The sequence below is a fragment of the Catellatospora sp. NPDC049133 genome (genome assembly GCF_040648455.1).
Taxonomy (GTDB): domain Bacteria; phylum Actinomycetota; class Actinomycetes; order Mycobacteriales; family Micromonosporaceae; genus Catellatospora; species Catellatospora aurea.
Genome location: NZ_JBEZDT010000009.1, coordinates 130,291 through 147,886, shown reverse-complemented (window position 1 = coordinate 147,886; position 17,596 = coordinate 130,291). Strand labels below are relative to the sequence as shown.

Here is a 17,596-nt window from a genome sequence, read left to right as displayed (position 1 = left end):
TGTTTCCGGCATGTTTCAGCACGTTCACCGACTGGAACATGCCGGGAGCAGCAAATAGCAGCATCTGTCCCGTTTTACCCACCCGGTTCGGGGTGTTTCTCGGGAATGGACGGTGTCCGGCAACCCACCTGGTGAGCAACAAAGCGGTTACGTTTCATGTCGCGCGGAGGTGTTCCGTAACCGAACCGCCACCCGAACACTGACTGGCGACAACGACTCCCACCGCGGACAGCGATCGGCGGTGCGGGTCCACCACTGACATGTCGGGAGAGGCGTGTGGCTGAGGTCGCGCTCGCCGAGATAGGCAAGCGGTACGCAGACGGCACCAGGGCGGTCGAGAATCTGAGCCTGCAGGTCGCCGATGGCGAGTTCCTCGTCCTGGTCGGCCCGTCGGGCTGCGGCAAGAGCACCGCGCTGCGCATGGTCGCCGGACTCGAGGACATCAGCGAGGGCACCCTGCGCATCGGTGACCGGGTGGTCAACCGGGTGCCGGCGCGCGACAGGGACGTCGCGATGGTTTTCCAGAGCTACGCGCTCTACCCGCACCTGGACGTATATGACAACATCGGCTTCGGGCTGCGGCTGCGGGGCATGCGGGACAAGGACATCGCACCCCGGGTCAACGCGGTCGCCGAGACCCTGGGCCTCACCGAGCACCTGCGCCGGCGTCCGGCGTCGCTGTCGGGCGGCCAGCGCCAGCGGGTCGCGATGGGCCGCGCCATGGTGCGCGAGCCCGCCGTCTACCTGATGGACGAGCCGCTGTCCAACCTCGACGCGAAACTGCGGGTGCAGATGCGCGCCGAGATCGGCAAGATCACCCGGCGCACCGGCGTGACCACGATCTACGTCACCCACGACCAGACCGAGGCGATGACCCTGGGCGACCGCGTGGCGGTCATGCGCAAGGGCCTGCTGCAGCAGGTCGCCGCGCCGCAGGAGCTCTACGACAACCCGGTGAACATGTTCGTCGCGGGCTTCATCGGCTCCCCGCCGATGAACCTCGTCGAGGGCGTGTTCACCGCCGACGGCGGCGGGCTGCGGCTCGCGCTGGGCGAACGAAGCCTGCGGGTCGACGACGCCCTGCTGCACACGAAGCCGGGCCTGCGCGCCTACCTGGATCGGCGCGTCGTCGTCGGCGTACGCGCCGAGGACCTGCGCGACGCCGCACTCGACCGGGCCGATGAGGACCAGACCCTGCTCGCCGACGCCGAACTGACCGAAGCACTGGGCTCGGACCTGTACGTGCACTTCAGCCTGCCGGTGCCGGCCGTGGTCAGCGAGGACACCCGGGAGCTGGCCCGCGACGCCGGCGCCGAGCCGCAGCGCGACCGGGCCGACCGGACCGCCATGGTGGCCCGGTTCAGCCCGCGCTCCACGGCCCGGGCCGGTGACCGGATCGCCGTCGCCGTCGACACCGCGCGACTGCACGTGTTCGACGCCGACACCGGTCGCAGCATCCACTGAATCGACTTCCGGCTGCCGGGGCTCCTACCCCCCGAAACCAGTCGGACAGAGGTACCGCATCTTCTCCAGAAGGGAATGTTAGATGAGAAACAGTCTGCGCGCAGGCGCGCTGGCCGCGGTCGCCGTCCTGGCCGCCGCCGGGTGCAGCGGCACCGCCGACCCCACCACCCCGGGCACCGGCCCCCTGGCCGGTCAGAGCGTGGAGGTCGCCGGCACCTGGTCCGGCACCGAGCAGGCCAGCTTCCAGCAGGTGCTGGACGCCTTCGCCAAGAAGACCGGCGCGACGGTCAAGTACACCTCCGGCGGCGACGACCTCGCCGCGCTGATCAACAGCCGGCTGGCCGGCGGCTCGCCGCCCGACGTCGCGCTGATCCCGCAGCCCGGCGTCGTCAACGAGTTCGCCCGCAAGGGCGCGATCAAGGAGCTGACGGGCGAGGCCGCCACCGCGGTCGCGGCCAACTACTCCCCGGCCTGGCAGCAGCTCGGCACGGTCGACGGCAAGCTCTACGGCGTCTACTTCAAGGTCGCCAACAAGTCCGTGGTCTGGTACCGCACCGACAAGTTCACCGAGGCCGGCGTGCAGGCCCCGGCGACCTGGGACGACTTCGTCAAGGTCACCAAGACGCTCGCCGACGCGGGCATCTCGCCGATGGCGGTGCCCGGCGGCGACGGCTGGACGCTGACCGACTGGTTCGAGAACGTCTACCTGCGGGTCGGCGGCCCGGAGAACTACGACAAACTCTCCCGCCACGAGATCCCCTGGACCGACCCCACCGTGGTGCAGACCCTGCAGCTGCTCGGGCAGTACTGGGGCGACGCCAAGGCGGTGCAGGGCGGCGCGAAGGGCGCGGTGCAGCTGAAGTTCACCCAGTCCATCGCGGACGTCTTCGGTGAGAAGCCGCAGTCGGCGATGCTGTTCGAGGGCGACTTCGTGGCCGCGGAGATCAACAAGCTGGGCAAGGTCAAGGTCGGCGAGGGCGCCCGGTTCTTCGACTGGCCGGCCGTCAACGGCTCCAAGCCGGCCGTGGTGACCGCGGGCGACCAGGCCGTGGCGTTCAAGGACAGCCCGGCGGCCCAGCAGCTGATCGCCTTCCTGGCCTCCCCGGAGGCCGCGAAGATCATGGCAGCCAAGGGCGGGTTCCTGTCGGCGAACAAGAACCTGGAGACCTCCGCCTACCCCGACCCGACCACGGTCGCGCTCGCGGAATCGGTGGTCAAGGCCGACCTGCTGCGCTTCGACCTGTCCGACCTCACCCCGCAGACCTTCGGCGGCGGCACGGGCGCCTCGATGTGGCGCCTGCTGCAGGACTTCCTGACCAACCCGGCCGACCCGGCCGGCACCGCCGCCAAGCTCGAGGCAGCCGCCAAGAAGGACTTCGGAGGTAAGTGATGACACGCGCGTCCGAGCCGGTCGGCGAGGTCGTCACAGCAACCGCTGTGGCCGACCCCGAGGCACCGGTCGACGGCCAGACCCCGACGGCGGCGCCCGACGCCGGCCGGCCGGGCGCGCCCGGCGCGCGGTCCGCGCGCCGGGAGGGGCAGCGCTGGTGGGAGAAGCTGACCAGCGTCTGGTTCCTCGCCCCGGCCGTGATCGTCCTGCTGACCCTGGTGGCGTACCCGATCGTCTACACGGTCTGGCTCAGCCTGCACAGCTCCGACGGGGCCTCCTTCGTCGGCGTGGACAACTACGTACGGATGTTCACCGCGCCGGAGACCCGGCGCGCGATCGTCAACAACATCGTCTGGGTCGTGGTCGCGCCCTCCCTGGTGACCGCGATGGGCCTGGTCTTCGCCGTGCTGATCGAACGGGTGCGGCTGGCCTCGGTGTTCAAGGCGGTGGTCTTCATGCCGATGGCGATCTCGTTCCTGGCCGCCGGGGTCACCTTCCGCATGGTCTACGACGAGAGCCCCGACCGCGGCCTGCTCAACGCGGCCGTGGTCACCGTGCACGACGCCTTCAGCCCGCCGTCGCAGTACTTCGGCGCCCGCCCGCGCGACGGCGCGCCGCTGACCGAGGCCGCAGGCGGCTTCGAGACCACCGCGACCACCGGCACGACCGTGCTGATGCCGCTGGTGGGACTGCCGCAGGACCGGGTGCCCGCCGACGCCGTCGCGGCGGCGGCCCCCACCGGGTCCGGCCTGGCCGGGGTGGTGTGGCTCGACTTCACCCCCGGTGGCGGCGGCACCGCCGGGGCCATCGACCCGGTCGAGCGCGGCCTGCCGGCGATGACGGTGCAGGCGCTGCGCGACGGTGCCGTGGTCGCCACCACGAAGACCGCGGCCGACGGGCGGTTCGCCTTCGACGGGCTCGCGTCCGGCGCCTACACGGTGCGGCTGAGCCCCGACAACTTCACCGCCCCGTTCAACGGGGTGACCTGGCTCGGACCGTCGCTGGTCACTCCGTCGATCATCCTGGCCTACATCTGGATCTGGGCGGGCTTCGCGATGGTGTTGATCACCGCGGGCCTGTCGGCGATCCCTCGCGACGCCCTCGAAGCGGCCCGGGTCGACGGGGCCACCGAATGGCAGGTGTTCCGGCGGGTGACCGTGCCGCTGGTGCGTCCCGTGCTGGTCGTGGTGCTGGTGACCCTGACCATCAACGTGCTGAAGATCTTCGACCTGGTGATGGTGCTGGCACCCGAGTCGTCGCAGGACGACGCGAACGTGATCGCCCTGCAGATGTACCGGGTGTCGTTCGGCGGGGGACTGGACTTCGGGCTCGGCAGCGCCCTGGGCGTGCTGCTGTTCCTGCTGGTCCTGCCGGCGATGTTGTTCAACATCCGGCGCATGCGGAGGGAGCAGAGGTGAGCGTCGACATCGACACGCAGGTCCCCGATCTCGTACCGGCTGGGGTGACCCCGAGCGGCCCACCGCGGCGCAGCCTGCTCTCGCGGCTGATCGGCCGGCTCGGCAGCACGGCGGTCAACGTCGTGGTCGCCGTGCTGGGACTGTTCTGGCTCGCGCCGGTCGTCGGGCTCGCCGTGGCCAGCCTGCGCACCACCGCCGACAACAGCTCCACCGGCTGGTGGACCGTGCTGACCGAACCCTCCCGGCTGACCCTGGAGAACTACGCCGGGCTCATGCGCAACGAGAGCGTCCTGCACTCGCTGTGGAACACGGTCCTCATCACGGTGCCGTCCACGGTGCTGGTGGTGGTGCTCGGCGCACTGGCCGCGTACGCCCTGGCCTGGCTCGAATTCCCCGGCCGGGACTGGCTGTTCGTGCTGATCGTGGCGCTGATCGTGGTGCCCGTGCAGGTGGCCATCATCCCCGACGCCAAACTGTTCGGCTCGCTGGGAATCTACGGCAGCATCGCCGCGGTGATCGCGTTCCACGTGGCGTTCGGGCTGCCGTTCGCGATCTTCCTGCTGCGCAACTTCTTCCTCGCCATCCCGAAGGACCTGCTGGAGGCCGCCCGGATGGACGGCGGGCGGGACTTCACCATCTTCCGCCGCGTGGTGCTGCCGATCGGCTGGCCGGCGATCGCGTCACTGGCGATCTTCCAGTTCCTCTGGGTCTGGAACGACCTGCTGGTCGCGCTGGTCTTCGCGACGTCGGACAACGCCCCCATCACGTACACCCTGCGCGAACAGATGCGTGCCTTCTCGTCCAACGTCGACGTGATCGGCCCGGGAGCGTTCCTGTCGATGGTGGTGCCCCTGGTGGTGTTCTTCGCCTTCCAGCGGTACTTCGTCCAGGGTGTCCTGGCCGGCTCGGTCAAGTGACACGGCGTGCCGTGGGCGTCCGGCCGGGACCGGACCGGCCGCCCACGGCCTCACGCCCGTCCAGCAGCAGGTTCATGAGGTCAGTAGGGAGGGGTACGTGGTGCCTGCCTTGACGAACGAACGGCCGGCGGAGTGCGCCGACGGTGCGGCACCGGACCGGTCCGTGCCGGCGGACATACGGATGCAGGCGATCTGGCGCGCCTACGCGGACCCCCTGCTGCGGTTCCTCCAGCGGCTGAACCCGGGCCGCCAGCACCTGGCGGAAGACCTGCTCCAGGAGACCCTGATGCGGGCATGGCGGCACATCGACAACCTGCCCGACGACATCGAGTCGCTGGGTCCGTGGCTCTACACCGTCGCCCGCCGCGTCGCGATCGACGCGGCACGGGCCAGGCAGGTGCGCCCGGCCGAGATCGCCTTCCCCGAGCACGGTCGCGAGCCGGTGGCGGCGGACATGTTCGACCGGGTCGTGGCGGCGCAGGTCATCCGCGACGCGCTGCCGCGGCTGATACCCGAGCACCGCTCGGTGGTCGTCGAACTCTACCTGCGCCAGCACTCCACCCGCGAAGCCGCGCTACGGCTCGGCATCCCCGAAGGCACCGTCAAATCCCGCGTCTACTACGCCCTGCGGGCATTGAGCGCGGTCGTCGGCGCCACCGACTGACACGGCGCCCCACAGCCGACGCGCCCGCAGTTCACCACTTCCCCCCGGGGTGGACGGTCCGAGGCGTGTCCACCGCGATGCGGGGCAGGGACGGTGCCAGCCCTGCCCCGCATCGCCCATCGCGGCCGTCCCGACCAGGGCGAAGATGGGCCCTCCGGCCCACGGATTGGGCCCGGCCGGGCCGATCCGAAACGCCGCCCCAGCCGTATGACGTGATGCCCGCCCGGCCGCCCCGCCGGGCGGGTGCTCGAACAACCCGCGGGTCACCGCCCTCACCACCTGGAACGCCATGAGAAACGACGCCACCCCGCCACTGCCGCCCCGGCTGCCCCGCGAAATGCCGGTCGAACGCGACTGGTTCAAACACGCGGTCTTCTACGAGATGCTGGTGCAGGCCGGCCTCGACGCCGACGGCGACGGCCGCGGCGACCTGCCCGGCCTCACCCGCAAACTGGACTACCTGCAGTGGCTGGGAGTCGACTGCGTATGGCTGCCCCCGTTCTACGACTCACCCCAGCGCGACGGCGGCTACGACGTGCGCGACTACTGCCGCATCCTGCCCGAGTACGGCACCCTCGACGACTTCGTGACCTTCGTCGACGAGGCCCACCGCCGCGGCATCCGCGTCGTCACCGACCTCGTGCTCAACCACACCTCCGACACCCACGACTGGTTCCAGCGGTCCCGGCAGGACCCCGACGGCCCCTACGGCGACTTCTACGTCTGGCGCGACACCGACACCGAGTACGCCGACGTGCGCATCATCTTCAGCGACACCGAGACCTCGAACTGGACCTTCGACCACGTCCGCAAGCAGTTCTACTGGCACCGCTTCTTCTCCCACCAGCCCGACCTCAACTACGACAACCCGGCCGTACGCGAGGCGATGCTCGCCGTCGTACGGTTCTGGCTCGAACTGGGCGTCGACGGCTTCCGGCTCGACGCCGCCACCTACCTGTTCGAGCGCGAAGGCACCGACTGCGCGAACCTGCCCGAGACCCACGCCTACCTCAAAGCGATCCGCACCATGATCGACGAGGAGTACCCGGGCCGGATCCTGCTCGCCGAAGCCAACCTGTGGCCCGAAGACCTGATCGACTACTTCGGCGACCCGGCGGTCGGCGGCGACGAGTGCCACATGGCGTTCCACTTCCCGCTCATGCCGCGCATCTTCATGGCCGTGCGCCGCGAGTCACGCCACCCGATCTCGGAGATCCTCGCCCAGACCCCGGTGCTGCCCTCGGGCTGCCAGTGGGGCACGTTCCTGCGCAACCACGACGAGCTGACCCTGGAGATGGTCACCGACGAGGAGCGCGACTACCTCTACGCCGAATACGCCAAGGACCCCCGGATGCGGCTCAACGCGGGCATCCGCCGCCGGCTCGCGCCGATGGTCGACAACGACCGCAACCAGATCGAGCTGTTCACCTCGCTGCTGCTGTCACTGCCCGGCTCCCCGGTCGTGTACTACGGCGACGAGATCGGCATGGGCGACAACATCTGGCTCGGCGACCGCGACAGCGTACGCACCCCCATGCAGTGGACCGCCGACCGCAACGGCGGCTTCTCCACGACCGACCCGGGCCGGCTGTACCTGCCGGCCAACATGGGCCCCGTCTACGGCTACCAGGCCATCAACGTCGAGCAGCAGATGGAGCAGCCCGCCTCGCTGCTGCAATGGACCCGCCGGATGATCGCCCTGCGCAAACAGCACCCTGCGCTCGCGCTGGGCACCTACGAGGACGTCGACGCCGCCAACCCTGCGGTGCTGGCGTTCCTGCGCCGCCTGCGCGAAAGCGACACCGACGAGGCGGTGCTGTGCGTGCACAACCTGTCCCGGTTCCCGCAGCCGGTACGGCTGTCGCTCGGCGACCGCTTCAGCGGCTGGGTCCCGACCGAACTGACCGGCGGCACCCGCTTCCCGCAGGTCGACGAGGACCCCTACGTGCTCGCGCTGCCCGGCTACGCCAGCTACTGGTTCCAGCTGGCACCCGCGGCGGTGCCGGCCGCCGGCGAACCGGCGGCCCGGCAACCGCAGACCCGATTGACACCCGCGGTCTAGAGAACCAACGGATCGGCTGAACCGGCGGACCCGGCGGGACGTCATACATTACTGGCGGGTACGCCGGGCAGTCGAGCGTGAGGAGGGTTTGTGGAAAGCCGAAGGGTTTCGCGACGCGCCGAACCGGGCCGGGGCCAGTCCCGCCGCCTGCTAGCCCGGGCGCCGGAGCCGGGCGGCTCCGCGTGCACGCCCGGCGACGGCTCGTCCCTGGCCGGGCTGTACCTGATCGGCGCGCTGCCTGTCGAGCAGACCCGGTCATACGAGGGGCACCTGCTGCACTGCCCGTCCTGCCAGACCGACTGCGACCAGATCGGCCCGGCGGTCGACGCGCTGGCGACCCTGCCGCCGGGTGAAGCCACCGCGCTCGCCGAGCTGGGCTCACCCACCGGTGAAGGACGGACGCCTGGTCAGCAACGCCCGCACCAGCAGTGACGTCAGCGTGAACGCCGACGGCACGCGGCACCCTGGGGGTGTGCTGTCTGCTCAGCCGCCAAGTCGATCCCACGCGCCGGTGAGCCGATCCCATTCGTCGCCGGTGGCCAGACCGATGACCTCCCAGTCGTCGAGTTCGCTGATCCAACTCGTCGGCTCGTTGACGACGGCGGCAACCTCGGCGGCGGTGAGCTCGACGCTGCCCTTGGTCGGATAGCCCCGGAAGAGGTCGACCCAGCCGCGGGAGACCATGTCGGCCAGGACCCGAGCGAAGTGCGGGACCAGTGCCCGCTTCGCGTCGAGGTCGAGGTCGGACGGCGTGGTCGTGGTGCCGGTCTCGGCCCACCGCTGCCGAGCGCGGAACTCATCCAAGATGTGCCCGATCGCGGCCTCTTCGTACGCCGTGACGATCACCGCGTACTGCTCCTCGGTCAGCGCCGGCCAGGTTCCCATGGGAACCAGCATGGACCGCATGCGCCGACCGTCAAGCCTGACTGCCCGTGCCTGGTCCTAGGGGTTCACCGAACCGGACATGTTGCTGACGCGACCCAGGTTGTCGAAGTCGACGCGCAGGGTCGAGCCGTCGGTGTGATGGGCGGTCACCGACGTGGGCGCAGGGTCCAGGCGCCACGACTGCTGGCGCAGGAACGACTCGACGACGGTCCGGTGGTCGACCGGGAAGCTCTGGATGACCTGGCCCAATACACTCAGCGCGCGTTCGGGCCGGACCGGCGCGGTGAGCTGCGGCGGGGCGTCGTCCAGGTGGAAGAAGACCGCTCCACCGGCGTACGGCCCGCGGTAGTAGCACCGGCCGGTCAGGCCCGAGGCCAGCAGGGCCAGGCGGTGCCCGTCGGCGCGTCCGAGCGCGAACGTGGGCTCGGTGAGCTCGGCGACTCCCTGGCGGTGACCGTACTCGCGCAGCCAGCCGCACAGGTGCAGCAGCGCGGGCGGAAGGTTGCTCGCCTCGTTCGCCCACGCCCACAGCCAGCTGCCGTCGTCGTGGTTCTCCGTGCCGAGCAGCTGGACGCGATACCGCAGATCGTCGCCGAACACCACGGTGCCGCCGGCCAGGTCGAGCTGCCAGCCCCGCTCGCCGATCAGGTCGCCCAGCGCCAGCTGACGGGCCAGCCCGGTGGCGACATGCTCGGCAAAGAGTCGATCAAACGTAGGCATCGCTGCAGTGTGCCAGATCGTGAAACAGTGCGATGATCGCGGTTTGGTGTGAGGGGATGGGGCCAGGCGATGAGGAATGAGGCGAAGGCGTGGTACAGCGCCAGAACCTTCTACAGATGGGTGACCTGGGAGAACCGTCCCTTCGAGGAGCGTGTCGTGCTGTTCCGGGCATCGTCTCTCGACGAGGCCATCGAACTGGCCGAGCGGGAGTCCGCCGAGTACGCCGGGGACCAAGACTTCGAAGTCCTCAACATGGTGCAGGCATACCGGATCTCCGATGGCGACGAGGAGATCGGCGCGGGTACGGAGGTGTTCTCCGTGCTGCATGCACTCGACCTCCCGGCCGACGCGTTTCTCGACCGTTACGACTCAGGACCGGCCCATACTCAGATCAGCCAGTGATCGCGTTCGATCTAGGGCCGTCTGCGCCCCATCCCATGGACCCGCGTGACCGTGGATCGGGATCAGGCGTCGAGCAGCCCGTACCGCTTCAGTGCGGCGGCACGTCCTCAGGCGTCCGGCCGTAGATCCGTGCGAGTTCCTGGAGCCGCAGTTCCGGCCGGTAGCGACAGACGACGCCGCCAAGGTCGAACACTATGGTGCTCATGGCCATGGGCCCGGAGATTCACACGACCGCAAGCTGCCGAAGTAGCACATCGTGGCATCGCGCCCTTCGCCGACAGCCGATCGCGTGAGCGGGGGAGCAAGGGTCCTCACCTCTCGCTTCTGCTTCGGACGTACGCCACCGGGTCGGTGATGAACTCCTCGAGCTCCTGCAGTGCCTGCCGCCCGGTCTCCACCCCGGCCAGACAACGATGGTGCGCAGATGCGTCGTTGAACCGGTGAAGCCCGGATCGCGGGTCGAACAGACCCGGCGGGAACATCACCACCTCATCCTGCGCGTGGATGACTTCGCCGCACACGGCGCACGGTGTCTTGCCGCTGATCAGCAGAGCCAACTTGTCCCCCTGTGATTCTCGCGCCGGCATCCCCGGCCGATCATGCGGAACGCAAGTGTAGGTGCCACAGCCTCAGCAGACCCGTCCACTGGGGACAGCGCACGACCCGCGTGGGCATCCGAGCACGACAGGCACCCGCACCGAGGGCGCCTTCAAAATACGTGGATCGATGTCGTTTGGCGGGTTACGGTCGCCGCATGATCTACCAGCATCCGTTGGCGTACCTGCTCGGGATCGAGGGCCTCGCGCTCCTGCACGGCTGGGGCGGGGAGTACGACGAGGAGTTCACGCACCGGCGGTTGGCCGAGGTACGGGCGCTGCTGGCCAACCCGGCGCTCACCGGGCACGAGGGGGTGCAGGTCGGGCGGGGCGACACCCTCACCGGGTACGGGCAGTGGGCGGCGACCTACGACGAGCCGCGCAACAGCCTGTTCGACATCGATGAGCCGGTCATGCACCGGCTCATCGAGGCGCTGCCGGTCGGCGACGCCCTCGACGCGGCGTGCGGCACGGGAAGGCACGCCGAATACCTCGCCGGGCAGGGGTTCACGGTGATCGGTGTGGACAGCTCACCGGAGATGCTGGAGCGGGCCCGAACCCGGGTGCCGTCCGGTGACTTCCGCCTGGGCGATCTGCGCGCGCTGCCGCTGCCCGACGGCAGCGTCGACCTCGTCGTCTCCGGCCTGGCGCTGTCCCATTCGCCCTCGCTGGAGCCGGTGCTGGCCGAGTTCGCCCGCGTGCTGCGTCCCGGCGGCCGTGCGGTGATCTCCGACGCGCACTGCGAGATCGGCTTTCGCGGCTCGATCCCGCACGCGCTCGGCCCGTCCGGCGAACCGGGCCTCGTCGCCACGTACCGGCACACCGCAGGCGACTTCGTGCGCGCCGCGCTCGCCGCCGGGCTGCGGATCCGGGCGTGCGAGGAGCCGCGCGGCTCGGGCGGTGACCAGCCGCCGCCACCACCGCCGGTGCCCCTGGCGCAGGCGCAACCCGGCGACTGGGCCGGTTGGCCCTGGTCGCTCATCGCGCTGCTGCCCGAGGCGGTACGGGCCGCATGGGCGGTACCCGCGGTCATCGTCTGGGATTTCGAACTTCCCGAGGCAGCCCAGGCTTGAAAGAGCCCCGTTCGTGATCGAAATGTGGCGCAACGGCTCTGCGCCCGCCGGGCGAGGTGCGCGAAGCTGAGGCGTTCGACCCGATCATGACTTGGAGTACGCCACACCATGCGCCGTATCGTTCTGCCTTTGCTGCTCACGGCCGTCCTGGCCGGCGCAGCCGCATGTGCCGGGTCTGCGCCCGACACCGCCGCCCCGGCCCCGTCGCCCAGCCCTGCCGCGACCTCGGCCGCGCCGTCGCCGAGTCCGTCGCCGGCCGGCGCGGACTACACGGCGTTCTGCGAGGGTCGCAAGCAGCCGCTGATGGAGGTCTTCACGTCGGTGGCGATGTACGCGGGCTTCCGCAACGGCAACTACCAGGGCGGTGCCCCGGCGATGAAGAAGGTGCTCGGGGAGTTGAGGACCGCGGTCGCCGGCTACCGGACCTACCTGGCGACGGCCCTCAAGGGCACCACGGACGCGAAGCTCGCCGAGGCGCTGACGGCGGACGTGGCCCGGCTGGACGCGTGGACCAAGAAGCTCGCCGCGCCGGGCACCGACTACAAGGGCAAGGTCTACACCTTGATCAGCGACGGGTGGTCGGGGTTCTCCGACGCCAGCGCCGTCAGCGCCCTGTGCTCGGCCTGACCTGGGACAGGTGACCGTCATCCGTGCCTGACCGCGGATTTCGGCCGGTACGAAAGGCGGGCCGGCCACTGAGGTGGCCGGCCCGCTATGCGGTGAAGCAGGATCAGGCGACGGGGATCGCCTGGTTCTTGAGGGTCTGGACGGTGAACGTCTGCGCGCCGGTCAGGGCGTCGACGAGAGTGCCCTTGCCGGACACGGCGGCCTTGAACCCGTCGGAGGCGTTGGCATAGGTCGCGGTCATCGCCGGCCCCCAGGTGAACCCGGCCGGGACCTGCGCGGACGCCTTGGCGAAGATCTCGTAGATCTTCTGGTCGCCGTAGAAGGCGACCCCGGTGGCCAGGGCGGGCAGGTTCGCGCCGGCCTTGGTGGCCGGGTACAGGTTGGCCTTCTGGTTGAGCAGGGTGAGCGCTTCCTCGCTCGTGTTGAGCCAGAGCGCGAACTTGGCCGCCTCGTACGGGTGCTTCGAGCCCTTGAACACGGCCGTGGACGACCCGCCCCAGTTGCCCGCGACCGCCTCGCCGCTGCTCCACTGCGGCATCGGCGCGACCCGCCACTTGCCCGCCGTCTTGGGCGCGCCGGACGCGATCGAGTTGGCCCCCCACACCGCCGACACCCACGTCCAGGCCTGGTCGGTGTTGTAGGCGTTGTCCCACTCGGTCGTCCACGGCGGCACCGACGACACCAGCTTGCGATCGATCAGGTCCTGCCAGTACTGCGCGACCTTCGTGGTCTTCTCGTCGGCCAGGCTGACGGTCCACTTCTGCCCGTCGTTGCCGAACCAGCGGCCCCCGGCCTGCCACGCCAGCCCGGCGAACTGGTTCACGTCGCTCTGCGAGAAGTTGGTGATGTAGCCGCCGGCGGCCTTGACCTTCTCCGCCGCCGCCGCGTACTCCTGCCAGGTCGCCGGGATGGCGATGCCGTTCTTCTCGAACAGGTCGGCGCGGTAGAACAGCGCCATCGGCCCGGTGTCCTGCGGCACCCCGTACGCGGCCTTGGCGTCGCCGAGGCTGACCTGGTCCCACGTCCACGGCACGAACTGGTCCTTGGCCTGGGCGACGATGTCGCAGGCGGCGAGGTCGAACAGTCCGTCCTGGACCCGGAAGCCCGGCAGGGCGTCGTACTCGATCTGCCCGAGGTCCGGGGCGTTGCCGGCCTTGAGCTGGTTGAAGAAGTTCTGGTACGTGCCGCCGTTGCCGTTCGGGCCGGTCTGCACCTTGACCTGGATGTCGGGGTTCTTGGCGTTCCAGGCCTGCACGACCTGCTCGACGCCGGGAATCCAGGAGGTGAACGTCAACGTGACCGGCCCGCCGCCGGACGGGGCGCACGCCGACGCGGTGCCGCCCGGGGCGGCGTCGGGGGTGGAGCAGGCGGTGACGGCGACAGCTGAGGTCAGCAGCACGCCTATGGTGCGCAGCAACGCGCTCATCAGGGCAACCTTTCGGTGAGGATCACTTGCGGGGGAGAGGGGTGTTACTTGACCGCGCCGGTGCTGATTCCGGTGCGCCAGAACCGCTGGAGCAGCAGGAACGCCACGGCGAGGGGGGCGATGGAGATCAGCGAGCCGACGATGACCATGCCTCGCAGCTCGGGCACCTGGGCGATCTGGGTGTTCCAGGAGTAGAGGCCGAGGGTGACCGGGAACAGCCGCTCGTCGCTGAGCATGATCAGCGGGAGCAGGAAGTTGTTCCAGACGGCCACGAAGTGGAACAGGAAGATCGTCACCAGCGCCGGGGACATCAGCCGGGCGGAGATGGTGAAGAACGTGCGGATCTCGCCGGAGCCGTCGATGCGGGCGGCCTCCAGCAGCCCGTCGGGCACACCAGCGGTGGCGTAGACCCTGGCCAGGTACACGCCGAACGGGTTGACGAGGCTGGGCAGGAACACCGCCCAGAACGTGTTGGTGGCCTGGACCTGGCTGAAGATGAGAAACAGCGGCAGCGCGAGCGCCGTGGCGGGCACGAGCACGCCGCTGAGCACCACGTTGAAGATCAGCTCGCGGCCGGGGAACCGGTACTTGGCCAGGGCGTAGCCGCACATGGCGGCCAGCAGGGTGCCCAGCAGCGCGGCGCCGCCGGTGTACACGACGCTGTTGAGCGTCCACCGCAGGAAGACCCCGTCGCGGTAGGCGATCAGCTCGCGGATGTTGTCGGCCAGGTGGAAGTCGGCGAACCACAGCGGGCTGGTCCCGGTGAACTGCTCGCGGTTCTTGGTGGCACCGACGAACAGCCACCACAGCGGCAGCAGGAAGTAGACGGTGCAGACGCCCATGATGAGCATCGCCGCGGAGCGGGGGACGGTGCTGTGGCCGCGGTGGCGGACGGTCTCGGCGGGGGTGGTCGGGTGGGTGGTCACTGGATGCCCTTGCGCTGGGTGGCCTTGAGGAAGGCGAAGGACAGGACGAAGGTGGTCAGGGCCAGTACCACGGAGAAGGCCGCGGCCAGGTTGAAGTTGGGGATGGCAGACATGGAGAAGACGGTCATGTTCGGGGTGTAGGTGCTGGACACGGCGGAGCTGAAACTGCGGAACACCTGCGGTTCGGACAGCAGCTGCAGGGTGCCGATGATGGAGAAGACGGTGGTGAGCACGATCGCGGGCATCACCAGGGGGATCTTGATCGACCAGGCGATGCGCAGCCGGCCGGCTCCGTCGAGGCGGGCGGCTTCGTACATCTCGGTGGGGATCGACATCAGCGCCGAGTAGATGATCAACATGTTGTAGCCGACGTACACCCAGGTGACGACGTTGGCGATGGACCACAGCACGGTGTCGGCCGACAGCAGGTCGACGGCGCTGGTGATCGGTTTGAGCGGCGACAGGTTCGGCGAGTAGAGGAAGCCCCACATGATCGCGGCGACGACACCGGGCACGGCGTACGGGACGAAGAACGCCAGCCGGAAGAACCGCCGCCCGGTGACCAGCCCCGAATCCAGCAGCAGGGCCAGCGCCAGGGCGATCCCGAGCATGATCGGGACCTGGACCGCGCCGAAGGCGAGCATCCGCCCGACGGAAGCCCAGAACGGGCCGTCGCTGAACACCAGCCGGTACTGCGCCAGTCCGCCGAAGACCTCCTGGGCGGGGCCGTACGTTCCGGTGCGCTGCACGACGTACAGCGACTGGACGACCGCGTAGCCGATCGGGACGACGTAGAACAGCAGGAACAGGATCGCGAACGGCGCCACGAACACGGCGACGGCGCGGGCGTAGCGGTGCCTGCCGCGTCTGGCGGGACCGGCGCGTTCGACCGGAACCGCCGGTTCGGCCTGCGGCGGGTGGGTGGCGACCTGGGTCATGCGATGATCTCCTGTCTGAGCACGCGGACCGTACCGGCCGGGACCCGCAGCACCGCGCCGACGTGCTCGCCGGTGACCAGCTCGCGGCCGGTGGCGGGGTGCTCGATGTCCTTGGCGCCGTGGTTGATCACGAAGGTGTAGCGGTGGCTGTCGCTGTGCCGGCGCACGACCTCGACGGTGCCGTCGCTTTCCGGACCGGCGGCGGTGACGGCCGCCTCGCGCAGGGCGCGGCGCAGCACGTCGCGCAGGTCCGCCGGCTCCAGGGCGGTGGCCACGTACCAGGCCTGGCCCGCTCCGTGGCGGTTGCGGGTCACCGCCGGGACCCCGGGTAGAGGCCCGTCGGCGTACCGGTCGACGGTGTCGGCGGTGGTGGTGCGCAGCAGTTCGGTCCAGACGGCGGCACGCGCCCCGCTGTCCAGGCCGACCTCGTCGCCGGGCAACAGCGGCACGAACTCCTCGACCACCACGCCGAGCAGGTCGCGGAACGCCCCCGGGTAGCCGCCGAGCCGTACGCGGTCGTGCCGGTCGACGATCCCGCTGTAGAACGTCACCACGGCGTGCCCGCCGGCCTGCACGAACGCGGTCAGCTCGGCCGCCTCGTCGTCGGAGACCATGTGCAGGCAGGGCACCACCACCGCGCGGTACCGGCTCAGGTCCGCTCCGGGAGCCACGACGTCGGTGGTGACGCCGAGTTCGCGCAGCGCCCGGTGGGCCGCGTGGACCTGGTCCAGGTAGCGCATCGCCTGCGACGGCCGGGCCTCGGTGTCGGCGGACCACCAGGACTCCCAGTCGAACAGCAGCGCGGTGTCGGCAGCGACGGTGCTGCCAGCCACTTCGGTGAGCCGGTCGAGGGTCGCCGACAAGTCGAGGACTTCGCGCCACAGCTGCGTGTCGGTGCCCGCGTGGGGCACCATCGCGGAGTGGAACTTCTCCGCGCCCTGCGCGGAGGCACGCCACTGGAAGAAGCACAGCGCGTCCGCGCCCCGCGCGACGTGGGTCAGCGAGTTGCGCAGCAGCTGGCCCGGGGCCTTGGGCAGGTTGTGGGGCTGCCAGTTGACCGCGCCGGTGGACTGCTCCATGAGCATCCACGGCCGCCCGCCGGCCAGGCCCCGGGTCAGGTCGGCGGCGAACGACAGCTCGGCGGCGGGGTCGGCCAGCCGGTGGTCGAGGTAGTGGTCGTTGGCGATGACGTCCATCGCCGGGGCCCATTTCCAGTAGTCGAGGTTGCGGATGTGCGCGGTGACCATGAAGTTCGTGGTGATCGGTGCGCTGGAGTGCCCGCGCAGGATGTCAGCCTCGGCCAGGTAGCACTCCAGCAGCGCGTCCGAGCTGAACCGGTGGAAGTCGACGAGCTGGGCGGGGTTGCGGGTGGACAGCGTCAGCCGGGGCGGGGCGATCTCGGCCCAGTCGCCGTAGCGCTGGCTCCAGAACGCGGTGCCCCAGGCCCGGTTGAGGCTGTCGAGGTCGCCGTAGCGGCGCACGAGCCACTCGCGGAAGGCCTGCGCGCTGGCCTCGTCGTAGCACAGGGCGTTGTGGCAGCCGAGTTCGTTGGACACGTGCCACATCGCCAGGGCCGGGTGGTCGCCGTAACGCTGCGCGACCTGCTCGACCAGGGCGAGCGCGTGGTCGCGGAAGACCGGCGAGCTGGGGCAGAAGGCCTGCCTGCCGCCGGGGAACCGGGTGGTGCCATCGGCGGTGACGGGCAGGACCTCGGGGTGGCGGTGGGTCAGCCAGGGCGGGGGAGAGGCGGTGCCGGTGCCGAGGTTGACGGCGATGCCGTTGGCGTGGAGCAGGTCGATGATGGTGTCGAGGGCGGTGAAGTCGTACCGGCCGGGCTGCGGTTCGAGGTTCGACCAGCCGAAGATGTTGACGGCGACCAGGTCGATGCCCGCGGCGCGCATGAGGCGCATGTCTTCGTGCCAGACCTCTTCGGGCCATTGCTCGAAGTTGTAGTCACAGCCCAGGCCGAGGCCGGCGAACGGCATCGGTGCGGGGCGTGATCGTGCCCGGTCCGGCATGAGCCTTCCTTACGTGTTCTCGTTTTACCTGTTCAAGCAGTGTGTGCTCGTGCACACATCACGGCGGGGT

17 protein-coding genes are annotated in these 17,596 nt (G+C 69.9%); 10 read left to right on the top strand and 7 right to left on the bottom strand.

All coding sequences use genetic code 11. The annotated features are described in order from the left end of the window. Nucleotides 1–276: 276 nt before the first annotated feature. The 7 genes from ugpC to AB0B35_RS12685 all read left to right on the top strand — a co-directional run bounded on the left by ugpC (nucleotide 277) and on the right by AB0B35_RS12685 (nucleotide 8,347). Entirely contained in the window at nucleotides 277–1,464 is a 1,188-nt protein-coding gene (gene ugpC, locus AB0B35_RS12715) for a sn-glycerol-3-phosphate ABC transporter ATP-binding protein UgpC (RefSeq protein ID WP_361044281.1), read from the top strand. Between the two features lie 82 nt (nucleotides 1,465–1,546). Next, nucleotides 1,547–2,854 carry an ABC transporter substrate-binding protein gene (locus AB0B35_RS12710; protein ID WP_361044278.1) on the top strand — a complete coding sequence of 436 codons (1,308 nt, stop codon included), beginning with the start codon at nucleotides 1,547–1,549 and terminating at the stop codon, nucleotides 2,852–2,854. Beyond that, nucleotides 2,854–4,272, top strand: coding sequence for an ABC transporter permease subunit (locus AB0B35_RS12705; protein ID WP_361044276.1), 1,419 nt, complete (start codon nucleotides 2,854–2,856; stop codon nucleotides 4,270–4,272). The genes AB0B35_RS12710 and AB0B35_RS12705 overlap by 1 nt, the downstream gene beginning before the upstream one ends. Then, nucleotides 4,269–5,189 carry a carbohydrate ABC transporter permease gene (locus tag AB0B35_RS12700; RefSeq protein WP_361044274.1) on the top strand — a complete coding sequence of 307 codons (921 nt, stop codon included), beginning with the start codon at nucleotides 4,269–4,271 and terminating at the stop codon, nucleotides 5,187–5,189. Before AB0B35_RS12705 ends, AB0B35_RS12700 begins: the two co-directional genes overlap by 4 nt. Before the next feature lie 109 nt (nucleotides 5,190–5,298). Continuing rightward, nucleotides 5,299–5,853: a sigma-70 family RNA polymerase sigma factor gene (locus AB0B35_RS12695; RefSeq protein WP_360536328.1), complete on the top strand. Its 555-nt coding sequence runs from the start codon at nucleotides 5,299–5,301 to the stop codon at nucleotides 5,851–5,853. Between the two features lie 289 nt (nucleotides 5,854–6,142). Further along, nucleotides 6,143–7,915 (top strand): maltose alpha-D-glucosyltransferase, encoded by a 1,773-nt coding sequence (gene treS, locus AB0B35_RS12690; RefSeq protein WP_361044271.1) that lies wholly within the window; start codon nucleotides 6,143–6,145, stop codon nucleotides 7,913–7,915. A gap of 90 nt (nucleotides 7,916–8,005) precedes the next feature. Further along, nucleotides 8,006–8,347 (top strand): hypothetical protein, encoded by a 342-nt coding sequence (locus AB0B35_RS12685; RefSeq protein ID WP_361044269.1) that lies wholly within the window; start codon nucleotides 8,006–8,008, stop codon nucleotides 8,345–8,347. Between the two features lie 51 nt (nucleotides 8,348–8,398). On the opposite strand, the gene AB0B35_RS12680 is transcribed toward AB0B35_RS12685, so the two are convergent. Continuing rightward, nucleotides 8,399–8,800 carry a hypothetical protein gene (locus AB0B35_RS12680; protein WP_361044267.1) on the bottom strand — a complete coding sequence of 134 codons (402 nt, stop codon included), beginning with the start codon at nucleotides 8,798–8,800 and terminating at the stop codon, nucleotides 8,399–8,401. A 57-nt stretch (nucleotides 8,801–8,857) separates the two neighbouring features. Further along, nucleotides 8,858–9,520 (bottom strand): DUF6882 domain-containing protein, encoded by a 663-nt coding sequence (locus AB0B35_RS12675; RefSeq protein ID WP_361044264.1) that lies wholly within the window; start codon nucleotides 9,518–9,520, stop codon nucleotides 8,858–8,860. Nucleotides 9,521–9,589: 69 nt separating this feature from the next. Between AB0B35_RS12675 and AB0B35_RS12670 the strand changes: the two genes are divergently transcribed. Further along, complete coding sequence (locus AB0B35_RS12670) at nucleotides 9,590–9,922, top strand: DUF4288 domain-containing protein (RefSeq protein WP_361044261.1); 333 nt, start codon at nucleotides 9,590–9,592, stop codon at nucleotides 9,920–9,922. 311 nt (nucleotides 9,923–10,233) lie between these two features. Here the strand turns inward: AB0B35_RS12670 and AB0B35_RS12665 are convergent, their stop codons facing one another. Continuing rightward, nucleotides 10,234–10,479, bottom strand: a complete 246-nt coding sequence (locus AB0B35_RS12665) for a hypothetical protein (RefSeq protein ID WP_361044259.1) — start codon at nucleotides 10,477–10,479, stop codon at nucleotides 10,234–10,236. 197 nt (nucleotides 10,480–10,676) lie between these two features. Here AB0B35_RS12665 and AB0B35_RS12660 point away from each other — a divergent pair, with 197 nt between their 5' ends. Together AB0B35_RS12660 and AB0B35_RS12655 are read left to right on the top strand one after the other, a co-directional pair. Beyond that, a complete protein-coding gene (locus AB0B35_RS12660; RefSeq protein ID WP_361044257.1) occupies nucleotides 10,677–11,591 on the top strand; it encodes a class I SAM-dependent methyltransferase in 915 nt (304 codons plus the stop codon). 129 nt (nucleotides 11,592–11,720) lie between these two features. After that, nucleotides 11,721–12,218 carry a hypothetical protein gene (locus tag AB0B35_RS12655; RefSeq protein ID WP_361044255.1) on the top strand — a complete coding sequence of 166 codons (498 nt, stop codon included), beginning with the start codon at nucleotides 11,721–11,723 and terminating at the stop codon, nucleotides 12,216–12,218. Nucleotides 12,219–12,321: 103 nt separating this feature from the next. On the opposite strand, the gene AB0B35_RS12650 is transcribed toward AB0B35_RS12655, so the two are convergent. Genes AB0B35_RS12650 through AB0B35_RS12635 form a run of 4 tightly spaced genes read right to left on the bottom strand, consistent with a single transcriptional unit; the run spans nucleotide 12,322 to nucleotide 17,493 of the window. Continuing rightward, nucleotides 12,322–13,644: an extracellular solute-binding protein gene (locus tag AB0B35_RS12650; protein ID WP_361044252.1), complete on the bottom strand. Its 1,323-nt coding sequence runs from the start codon at nucleotides 13,642–13,644 to the stop codon at nucleotides 12,322–12,324. 44 nt (nucleotides 13,645–13,688) lie between these two features. Continuing rightward, on the bottom strand, nucleotides 13,689–14,570 hold the full coding sequence (locus AB0B35_RS12645; RefSeq protein WP_361044250.1) for a carbohydrate ABC transporter permease: 882 nt from the start codon (nucleotides 14,568–14,570) through the stop codon (nucleotides 13,689–13,691). After that, nucleotides 14,567–15,508, bottom strand: coding sequence for a sugar ABC transporter permease (locus AB0B35_RS12640; RefSeq protein WP_361044247.1), 942 nt, complete (start codon nucleotides 15,506–15,508; stop codon nucleotides 14,567–14,569). Before AB0B35_RS12640 ends, AB0B35_RS12645 begins: the two co-directional genes overlap by 4 nt. After that, on the bottom strand, nucleotides 15,505–17,493 hold the full coding sequence (locus tag AB0B35_RS12635) for a beta-galactosidase (protein WP_361044245.1): 1,989 nt from the start codon (nucleotides 17,491–17,493) through the stop codon (nucleotides 15,505–15,507). Before AB0B35_RS12635 ends, AB0B35_RS12640 begins: the two co-directional genes overlap by 4 nt. Between the last annotated feature and the right edge of the window lie 103 nt (nucleotides 17,494–17,596).

What these genes read in the sequence shown, in the direction of transcription:
- AB0B35_RS12640 (WP_361044247.1), bottom strand. Translation starts at nt 15,508, where the DNA reads ATGACCCAGGTCGCCACCCACCCGCCGCAGGCCGAACCGGCGGTTCCG.
- AB0B35_RS12670 (WP_361044261.1), top strand. Translation starts at nt 9,590, where the DNA reads ATGAGGAATGAGGCGAAGGCGTGGTACAGCGCCAGAACCTTCTACAGA.
- AB0B35_RS12710 (WP_361044278.1), top strand. Translation starts at nt 1,547, where the DNA reads ATGAGAAACAGTCTGCGCGCAGGCGCGCTGGCCGCGGTCGCCGTCCTG.
- AB0B35_RS12660 (WP_361044257.1), top strand. Translation starts at nt 10,677, where the DNA reads ATGATCTACCAGCATCCGTTGGCGTACCTGCTCGGGATCGAGGGCCTC.
- AB0B35_RS12705 (WP_361044276.1), top strand. Translation starts at nt 2,854, where the DNA reads ATGACACGCGCGTCCGAGCCGGTCGGCGAGGTCGTCACAGCAACCGCT.
- AB0B35_RS12680 (WP_361044267.1), bottom strand. Translation starts at nt 8,800, where the DNA reads ATGGGAACCTGGCCGGCGCTGACCGAGGAGCAGTACGCGGTGATCGTC.
- AB0B35_RS12635 (WP_361044245.1), bottom strand. Translation starts at nt 17,493, where the DNA reads ATGCCGTTCGCCGGCCTCGGCCTGGGCTGTGACTACAACTTCGAGCAA.
- treS (WP_361044271.1), top strand. Translation starts at nt 6,143, where the DNA reads ATGAGAAACGACGCCACCCCGCCACTGCCGCCCCGGCTGCCCCGCGAA.
- AB0B35_RS12650 (WP_361044252.1), bottom strand. Translation starts at nt 13,644, where the DNA reads ATGAGCGCGTTGCTGCGCACCATAGGCGTGCTGCTGACCTCAGCTGTC.
- AB0B35_RS12675 (WP_361044264.1), bottom strand. Translation starts at nt 9,520, where the DNA reads ATGCCTACGTTTGATCGACTCTTTGCCGAGCATGTCGCCACCGGGCTG.